Origin of the sequence: Oerskovia sp. NPDC060287, assembly GCF_042726775.1 — a bacterium.
Lineage (GTDB): Bacteria > Actinomycetota > Actinomycetes > Actinomycetales > Cellulomonadaceae > Oerskovia > Oerskovia merdavium.
In genome coordinates, this window is record NZ_JBHXBO010000147.1 from 1 (window position 1) to 10300 (window position 10300).

Annotated in this window: 2 protein-coding genes; both read left to right on the forward strand. The window is 72.3% G+C overall.

Features of this window, described 5'->3' with window-relative positions:
• Positions 1-163: 163 nt before the first annotated feature.
• Entirely contained in the window at positions 164-3814 is a 3651-nt protein-coding gene (locus ACFWFR_RS13245) for an ATP-binding cassette domain-containing protein (protein ID WP_377623257.1), read from the forward strand.
• A 265-nt stretch (positions 3815-4079) separates the two neighbouring features.
• Positions 4080-10250: a pullulanase-type alpha-1,6-glucosidase gene (gene pulA, locus ACFWFR_RS13250; RefSeq protein ID WP_377623258.1), complete on the forward strand. Its 6171-nt coding sequence runs from the start codon at positions 4080-4082 to the stop codon at positions 10248-10250.
• The last annotated feature ends 50 nt before the right edge of the window (positions 10251-10300 follow it).

Here is a 10300-nt window from a genome sequence, read left to right on the forward strand (position 1 = left end):
CGGGAGCCCCGGGCGCCGACCCGCTGCGTGGCCGGTCCCTGTGGCCGGTCCCGCGGGGCCCCGTGACAGGACACCGTCGTCCGGACCATGACGTCCGGACCATGACGCGGGGCCGGAAAATGCCTGCGTGCGCGTCGTACCCCCGCCATAGGATCGGCTGGCCATGACCGATGCACCCACCGGCTCTCCGACCGGCCCCGACGCTGCCCCTTCCTCCCCGACCGTCTCCTCGACGGACCCCGCCCGCCGCCTGGACTGGCGGCGGCTGCGCGGCCCGCAGTCCGTCTTCGCGCTCGTCGCGCTCACCGTCGGGGCGGTCGGTGGTGCGTTCGGCACGGTCGTCGCGGGGTGGCTCGCGGCGGACCCGACGACGGCCACGCTCCAGCTCCTGGCCGCGTGCATCGTGAGCGCGGCGCTGCTCGACACGATCGGCCAGGTGGTCTGGGCGGGAGTCGTCGACCGGGCCGAGGGGCGGCTGCGCGGCGACCTCCTGTCCGCGGCGCTGCACCAGCCCCTCGCCACGCTCACCGAGCAGGCCGTCGGCGAGGTGCTCGACCGGGTCGACGACGACACCCACGCGGTCGGCACGCTCGTGCGCCGGCAGGCCTGGGGGGCGGGCCGCACCCTCGTCGGCGTGATCCCCATGTGGGTCGTCGCCGGGCTCACCTGGTGGCCGGCCTGGATCCTCTTCCCTGTGCTCGGTCTGGTCGCCGCGCTGATCGTGCGCCCCATGCTCGGCGAGATCGCTCGCCGCAAGGTCGTCGAGGAGGCGGCCTGGACGGACCACGCCGCGGTGTTCGAGGAGGCGGTCGCAGCACGCGACGACCTGCGCACGAGCCTGGGGCAGTCGTTCGCGGTACGCAGGCTCGCCGAGCGGTCGGCGCAGGTCCACCGACGCTTCGAGGCCGTGCTGTCGGTCGAGTCGCGCATGCTCCGCCGGGCCGGGCTCGTGCTCGCGTCGCTGCTCGCGGGCGTGGCCGTCGCGGGGGCTGCCCTCGCCGCCGACGGCGAGCTGGGCGTCGACCGTCTCGTCACCCTGTTCCTGGTCACGTCGATGTTCGTGGGGCAGACCGACAACCTGGTCCACCACCTCCCGGACATCCAGGAGGGGCTCGGGGCGCTCACGCGCATCCGTCAGATGCTCTCGGTCGCCCCCGAGCCGGTGGGCGGGCGCGACGTGCCGGCCGGGCCCGTGGGCATCGAGCTCCGGGACCTGCACTTCTCGTACGCCGAGGGCACCTTCGCCCTGGACGGCGTGAGCCTGCACGTGCCCGCGGGCGCGACGGTCGCGCTCGTGGGCCGCACGGGCTCGGGCAAGTCGACGCTCGCGTCGCTGCTGTCCCGGGCCGTCGAGCCACCGCGCGGTGCAGTGCTCCTCGGGGGCGTGGACGTGCGAGACCTCGACCTGCAGGCGCTGCGCGCCGCGGTCGGCGTCGTGACCCAGCGGACCGAGATCCTCGCGGGCACGCTCGCGGAGAACGTCGCGCTCTTCGCCGACGTGCCGCGCACGGCCGTCGAGGACGCGGTGCGCGAGCTCCGCCTCGACGAGTGGGTCGCCGGCCTGCCGGACGGTCTGGACACGCTGCTCGGCCCGGGCGGGACGTCGCTGTCGGCCGGCGAGGAACAGCTCGTCGCGTTCGCCCGCCTGCTCGTGCGCGACGTCCAGGTCGTGGTCCTCGACGAGGCCACGGCACGCATGGACCCCTTGACCGAGGCGCGCGTCGTGGCGGCGTCGGAGCGGTTGCTCGCGGGGCGCACGGGCGTGCTCGTCGCGCACCGGCTCACGACGATCGAGCGCGCGGGCCTGATCGCGGTGCTCGACCGGGGGCGCGTCGTCCAGCAGGGCGTGCGGGCCGCGCTCGCGCGCCTCGCGGGTCCCTATCGCGACCTGCTGGAGGCGAGCGTCGCGCAGGGGGGCTCGCCTGACGTCGCGCTCGTCGACCGGGGGAGCGAGGGCCGCGAGGACGCTGCGGCGGTCGGACTCGCCGCTGCTGAGGCGGACGGCGGTGTGGTCTCGGCCGTTGTCGCCGTCGTCGGAGCGGACCCGGAGACGCCCGGCGCGCCCGGCGCGTCCGACGAGGCCGTCGGCGGCCGGCGTCGGCGTGGCGTCCCGCCGACCCTGGCGGACCCGGGCGAAGGCCCCAGCCTCGCGCGCGGCGTGCTGCACGCGCTGTTCGTGCGGCCGGCGTGGGGTGTCGTGGGGGCCGTGCTGTTCCTGGTGGCGAGCCTCGTGTCGGCGCAGGGGGCAGTGACCGGCTTCCTCTGGGGCCACGCGGTCCAGGGGCTCGACGAGGGGTTCCCCGCGGCGCTGCTCGTCCCGTTCGCGGTGCTCCTGGTGGTCGCGCCGCTGTGCCTCGCACGGGCCCTGTACGTCTACCCCCGCTGGTGGATCGAGGTCCTGCTGCGGGTGCGCATGTCGGTCATGACGGGCCAGACGCGCCAGCACCGGCTCTCGGCCACACCCCCGGGCGAGGTCGTGGCGCGCGCCATGGACGCCGACCGGTTCGTGCGGTACGCCGACCGCTGGGTGGACCTCGTCAACGGCCTCGTCATCGCCGGTGTCACGGCGCTGCTGAGCCGGTCGTGGCTCGCCGGGGCCGTGCTGCTCGCGGTCATGGTCGTCTCCGCCGCGGCGTCGACGCTCGGACGCCCCATCGCTGGCCGCTCGGCGACGCGATCGTCGGCCGCGCGCGCCCGGTTCGGGCGGGCCCTGGTCTCGGCGCTCGACTCGGCGCGCTCGGTCAAGCTCGCCGCCCGGACGCCCCAGGTGCACGCGCACCTGCACGAGGTCGACGCGGGCCGCGTGCGCGCAGCGGTCTTCGAGCACCGCGTGCAGGCCGCGCTCGACGGCGTGCCGCTCGTGATGATCCAGCTCGGTGTCGTCGCGGCCTGGGCCGGGCTCCTCACCGGGACGTGGGACCTCGCGACCGCGCTCCTGGTCGCGAACGCGGTCAACGGCTTCGGTTGGTTCGGCGTCGTCGCCGGGGCGGTCGTGACGGAGGCTCCCGGGACTCGTTCGTGGCAGCGTGCGACGAGCCGCTTCGCGGCCGGGGCGGACCTCATGGACCTGCCTCGCGGGGTCGACCTCCTCACGGGCGAGGCGCCCACCCCTGCCCCCGGCCCGCGTCAGGCGCTCGAGCTCCTGGAACTCGCGGGGGTGAGCGCGCTGCACGACGACGGCACGATCGGCGTGCACGGCGTCGACCTGAGCGTGGAGCGCGGCGAGCTCGTGCTCCTGCTCGGCCAGGTCGGGTCGGGCAAGTCGAGCCTGCTGGCGGCGCTCGCGGGGCTCATGGAGCACACGGGTGACATCCGGTGGAACGGGACGGACGTCGAGGACGCCCAGACGTTCCTGCGCCCGGGCCAGGTCGCGCACGTCGCGCAGGTCCCGCGCGTCCTGTCGGGGACGTTCGCGGACAACGTGCGGCTCGGCCACGAGCGCGAGGTCCACGGCCCGGTCGCGGCCGCGCGCCTCGAGCGCGACGTGGTCGAGGCGGGCGGTCACGAGGCGCTCGTGGGGCACCGAGGGGTCCGGCTCTCGGGCGGTCAGGTGCAGCGGCTCGCGCTCGCCCGCGCGCTCGCGACCGACGCGGAGCTGCTCCTGGCCGACGACGTGTCGAGCGCCCTCGACGCCGCGACGGAGATCGAGCTGTGGTCGTCGCTCCGTGAGCGGGGGACCACGGTGATCGGTTCGACCTCGAAGCGTGCGGCGCTGGCCCGCGCGGACCGCGTCGTGGTGCTCCACGAGGGGGCCGTCGCGGAGGTCGGGCCCTGGAGCGACCTGGCGCCGCGCTGGAGCCACCTCGCGGGCTGACGTCCTCCAGCCCCTGGCCCGGCCGGGCCGCGATCACGCTTCCCCGCCGGGCTTCGCGCTGTCCGGGGTCGTCCCCGTCGCGGGGGCCACGGGTTCGGCGTGCCGACATGCGGTTGCACCCTTGCTGCAACTTTCAGCAACGGCTACAGTCTGGGTCAGCCGGCGTCGGGGAGCGCCCGGCTCGGGAGACCACGTGGAGCGCAGGGGCTCGGTCACCCGGCGGTGCGTACGCACGTCCGACTCCCCGGTCGACAAGGGAGTCCTCATGGCATCACCCCGCCCCAGGCGGTCGTCCAGACCGCGCCGCGCCACAGCGTCCCTCGCGGCGCTGTCCGTCGGGCTCACCGGGCTGACAGGCTTCACGGCCGTCGCCAACGCGGCGACCGGCCCCGCGGCGACCGCGACGGACGCGGCCCGCACCTTCGCACTCGTCGGCAGCCTGCAGGACGAGGCCGGCTGTGCAGCCGACTGGGACCCGGCCTGCGCCGCGACCGAGCTCGCGCCGACCGGTACCGAGGGTGTCTACTCGGCCGACTTCACGGTGCCCGCGGGCACCTACGAGTACAAGGTCGCCGTGAACGACACGTGGGACGAGGCCTACGGCCTGAACGGCGGTGCGGACAACATCCCGCTGGTCGTCGGTGGCCCCACGACCCTGCGCTTCACGTTCGACGACGTCGCCAAGCGCGTCTCGCTCGCGCCCGTCGAGCTCGGGGGAGCCTACGACGAGGCGACCGACGCGCAGATCGTGACCCCGCCCGTGCGTCAGGCCGGCTCCGACGAGCAGTTCTACTTCGTGATGACCGACCGCTTCGCGGACGGCGACCCCACCAACAACGAGGCCGGCATCGAGGGCGGTGCGCTGCACTCGGGCTACGACCCCACGGACAAGGGCTTCTACCAGGGTGGCGACATCCAGGGCCTGCGCGACCAGCTCGACTACATCGACGGGCTCGGGACCACCGCGATCTGGCTGACCCCGTCGTTCAAGAACAACCCGGTCCAGGGCGAGGGAGCGAACGCGTCGGCGGGCTACCACGGCTACTGGGTCACCGACTTCACGCAGATCGACCCGCACCTCGGCACCAACGCCGAGCTCGAGGCACTGATCGACGAGGCCCACGCCAAGGGCATCAAGGTCTACTTCGACATCATCACCAACCACACGGCCGACCTGATCGACAACGAGCAGAAGCAGTACTCGTACGTCGACCAGGCGACCTCGCCGTACAAGGACGCCGCGGGCACCGCGTTCGACCCGGCCGACCACGCGGGCAAGGACACGTTCCCCGCGATGGACGCCGCGACGTCGTTCCCCTACACGCCCGTGGTGGCCGAGGACGCGAAGGACGCCAAGGTCCCCGCGTGGCTCAACGACACGACGCTCTACCACAACCGCGGCAACTCGACGTGGTCGGGCGAGTCCGTGACCTACGGCGACTTCGACGGCCTGGACGACCTCATGACCGAGAACCCGCGTGTCGTCGACGGGTTCGTCGACGTCTACCAGGGCTGGGTCGACCTCGGCATCGACGGCTTCCGCATCGACACGGTCAAGCACGTCAACTTCGAGTTCTGGGAGACCTGGACCACCGAGGTCCTCGACTACGCCCACTCGAAGGGCAAGGACGACTTCTTCATGTTCGGCGAGATCTACGACGCCGACGCCGCCAAGCTCTCGCCCTACGTGCGCAAGACGGACATGAGCTCCGTTCTCGACTTCGCGTTCCAGTCCTCGGCCGCGAGCTTCGCGAGCGGCAACAGCGCCAAGGGGCTGTCCCAGCTCTTCGCGAGCGACGACATGTACACGACGCCGGACTCCTCGGCGTCGGCGCTGCCCACGTTCCTCGGCAACCACGACATGGGCCGCATCGGGTACCTGCTGCAGACCACGGGCGACGCACAGCGTCGTGACGAGCTCGCGCACGACCTCATGTACCTCACGCGCGGTCAGCCGGTCGTCTACTACGGCGACGAGCAGGGCTTCGCGGGTGCGGGCGACGGCAAGGACAAGAACGCGCGGCAGTCGCTGTTCGCGACCCAGGTCGACGAGTACGCGGACCAGAAGCTGATCACGGGAGAGACCGCCGGCAGCCAGGACCGCTACGACACCACGTCGCCGCTCTACACCCACATCGCCGAGCTCTCCGCGCTGCGCTCCGAGAACCCGGCGCTCGCGCAGGGTGCCCAGATCGAGCGCTACACCGACTCGGGCGCGGGCATCTACGCGTTCTCGCGCGTGGACCGCACCGAGAAGGTCGAGCACCTCGTGGGGCTGAACAACTCGGCCGCGGCCAAGACGGTCAGCTTCACCACGCTCACGCCCGGCGCGACGTACGCGCCGCTCTACGGCGGCGGCGAAGCGGTCACAGCCGGTGCCGACGGCACGGTCTCGCTCACGGTCCCGGCCCTCGGCTCGGTCGTGCTCAAGGCGGACCGCACCGTGGGCGTCGAGTCCACGGGCGACGTCTCGGTGGCCGTACCGGCCGCAGGGGCTGGCCTCACCGGGGTCGCCCCGGTCGCCGCGGACGTCGACGACGCCGCGTGGTCCGAGACCAGCTTCGCCTGGCGCGTCGTCGGGTCCGACGAGTGGCAGGGACTCGGCACGGCCGAGGACACCTCGCCGCGCGTCTTCCACGACGTGAGCGACCTGGCCAAGGGCACGCTCGTCGAGTACCGGGCCGTGACGGTCGACGCCGACGGTGACCGCCACGCGGCCTCGACGTTCGCGAGCGTGGGCAACTCCGTGAGCGGTGACGAGGACGTCGAACCTCCGACGGACATCGATCTCGTGACCGTCCCCGGCAGCCACAACTCCGAGATGGGTTGTGCGGGCGACTGGGCTCCCGGCTGCGAGGCGGCAAAGCTCACCAAGCGTGCCGACGGCGTCTACGCGGGCACGTTCGACATCCCGGCGGGCACCTACGAGTACAAGGTCGCGATCAACGGGTCCTGGGACCTCAACTACGGCGTCGGCGGCGCGAAGGACGGTGCCAACGCGACGTACACGACCGCGGGTGGCCCCGTGACGTTCTACTGGGACCCGGTCTCGCACGACTTCTCGAGCTCTGCACAGGGCCCGATCATCACGGTCGCGGGTTCGTTCCAGGACCAGCTCGGCTGCTCGGCCGCCTGGTCTCCGGACTGCATGGGCTCGTGGCTCCGTGACCCTGACGGTGACGGGGTCTACACGCTCACGACGTCGGCGCTCGCCACGGGTGCGTACGAGGGCAAGGTCGCGCACGGTCTGAGCTGGGCCGAGAACTACGGTGTCGGCGGCGTCAAGGACGGCCAGAACTACTCGTTCAGCGCGTCCGACGGCAAGTCGGTCACGTTCTCGTACGTCCTCGCGACGCACGTGCTCACGATCGAGGTCGCGGACCCCCCGCTGCCCGGGACCGGTCAGCAGGCCGCGCACTGGGTGACCAGCGACCTGGTCGCGTGGCCGCGCGAGCTGCTCGCGGGCGCCGACCCGGCGACGCTGGGCTGGACGCTCCACGCGGCTCCCACGGGCGGCCTGAGCGTCGCCGACGGTGCGGTCGTCGCCCCGGATGGTGCGTCGTCGTTCGGTCTGGTCCTCGACCCGGCGGGCCTGCCCGACGACGTCGCGGAGGACTTCCCGGCCCTCGCCGACGCGGTGGCCCTGCGGGTCACTGGCGCGGACGACGAGCCGATCTCCGTGGACGCGGCGACCACCGCGCTCACGGGGCAGCTCCTCGTCGCCCAGCGCGCCGGTACCGCGGCGGACGCTCCGCTCACCGCGGCGACCGGCGTACAGCTCCCCGGTGTCCTGGACGACCTGTTCGCGGAAGGCGCCGCCGACCGCACGCTCGGCGCGAGCATCTACACGAACGGCAAGTGGGCCTCGTTCGCCCTGTGGGCCCCCACGGCCCAGGAGGTCACGCTCCTCGCATGGCCCGCGCAGGGCGACGCGGCGAGCCTGAAGACCGAGGACGCCCGCCGGTTCCCCGCCGAGCGTCAGTCCGACGGGACGTGGACGGTCGACGGCAAGGAGGCCGACAAGAAGTTCGGCTGGGTCGGGGCCAGGTACCTCTACGAGGTCAAGGTCTTCGTCCCGTCCACGGGCAAGGTCGAGACGAACGTCGTGACCGACCCGTACTCGCTGGGGCTGACGCTCAACTCGACCCACTCGGTCGTCGTCGACCTCGACGCGAAGGACACCCAGCCCAAGGTCTGGAAGGACACGCCGGCTCCTGTCGTGGAGCGGGCCGTCGATCAGACGATCTACGAGCTGCACGTGCGGGACTTCTCGATCGCCGACACCACCGTGCCGGCCGCCAAGCGTGGAACGTACCTCGCGTTCGGCGAGAAGAAGTCGGCCGGCATGACGCACCTCGCCGAGCTGGCCGACGCCGGTCTGACGACGGTGCACCTGCTGCCGACGTTCGACATCGCGACGATCCCTGAAGACCCTGCGGACCGGGCCACTACCCCCGACCTGAGCGGCTTCGCCGCGGACGGCACCGAGCAGCAGGCCGCGGTGTCCGCGATCCAGGGCACGGACGGCTTCAACTGGGGCTACGACCCGCTGCACTTCTCGACGCCGGAGGGCTCGTACGCCGTCGACGCCGAGGGTTCGGCGCGTGCCTCGGAGTTCCGCACCATGGTCGGGTCCTTGCACCAGACCGGCCTCCAGGTCGTGCTCGACCAGGTGTTCAACCACACCGCGGCCAGCGGTCAGGACCCCAAGAGCGTCCTGGACAAGGTCGTGCCCGGCTACTACCACCGCCAGAACACGACGACGGGTGCGGTCGAGACCAGCACCTGCTGCCAGAACCTCGCGACCGAGCACGCCATGACCGGCAAGCTCATGGTCGACTCGGTCGTCACGTGGGCCCGCGACTACAAGGTCGACGGCTTCCGCTTCGACCTCATGGGGCACCACTCGAAGCAGAACATGCTCGACGTCCGGGCCGCGCTCGACGAGCTCACGCTGAAGAAGGACGGCGTGGACGGCAAGGCCGTGTACCTGTACGGCGAGGGCTGGAACTTCGGGGAGGTCGCCGACAACGCGCTGTTCGAGCAGGCCACGCAGGGCCAGCTCGGCGGCACGGGCATCGGTACGTTCTCCGACCGTCTGCGCGACGCGGTCCACGGCGGCTCTCCCGTCGACGGGGCCTCGACGTTCACGCAGGGCTTCGGTACGGGGCTCGCGACCGACCCGAACGGGCAGCCTGCCCGGGCGGGGGAGCCGGGGACGGTGAACGACGGATCGGCCGACGAGCTGGCGTCGCTGGGCCACGAGACGGACCTGGTCCGGCTGGGCCTCGCGGGGAACCTGCGCAGCTTCACGTTCACGACCTCGACGGGCGAGGCGCTGCGGGGCGACCAGATCGACTACCGGGGTGCGCCCGCAGGCTACGCGGACTCGCCCGAGGAGATCATCAGCTACGTCGACGCGCACGACAACGAGACGCTGTTCGACCTGCTGACCCTCAAGCTGCCGGCGGACACGTCGATGGCCGACCGGGTGCGCATGAACAACGTCTCGCTCGCCACGACGGCTCTCTCGCAGACGCCTTCGCTGTGGCACGCGGGCACCGACCTGCTGCGTTCCAAGTCGCTCGACCGCAACAGCTACGACTCGGGCGACTGGTACAACGCGATCGACTGGACGGGCACCGACAACGGGTTCGGCAAGGGGCTGCCGCTCGAGGCGGACAACGGTGAGAAGTGGCCTCTCATGGCGCCCCTGCTCGCGAACCCCGCGCTCAAGCCGACCGCCCAGGACATCGCGTCGGCCTCGGACAACGCGGCCGACCTGCTGCGGCTGCGCTCCTCGACGGACCTGTTCCGCCTGGGCAGCGCGGACCTCATCAACCAGAAGGTCACGTTCCCCGACGCGGGGACCGGTCAGACGCCCGGCGTGATCGTCATGAGCATCGACGACACGATCGGCAAGGACGTGGACGAGAAGCTCGACGGCGCGCTCGTCGTCTTCAACGCCTCGCCCGAGCCGGTCACGCAGACGGTCGCCGGCCTCTCGGGACGCGAGTACTCGCTCTCTCCCGTCCAGGCTCGCGGAGCCGACCCGGTCGTCAAGACGACGACGTGGGACGCGGCGACCGGGACGGTCACCGTCCCGGCACGTTCGGTCGCGGTGCTCGTCGAGCCCAAGGCCGCGAAGGTCGAGCTCACGACCTCGACGCGCACCCAGTGCGTCGCAGGTCGCGCGACCCTCACGGTCAGCGCGGTCAACGAGGGGCCGACCCCCGCCACGGTCAAGGTCGAGACGCCGTTCGGCGCCAAGACCTTCACCGGCGTGCTGCCGGGCAAGAGCGCCCAGCAGACGTTCGCGACGCGTCTGGCGACGATCCCCGCCGCGACGGCCACGGTCACGGGGACGGCGACGATCGGCGGCAAGGAGGTCCGGACGGTCCACGACGTGTCGTACGCGGCACGCGACTGCTCCTAGCCTCCCTGCAGGACCGCTGAGTGCGGAGCCCTTGCGAGACTCTCTCGCAA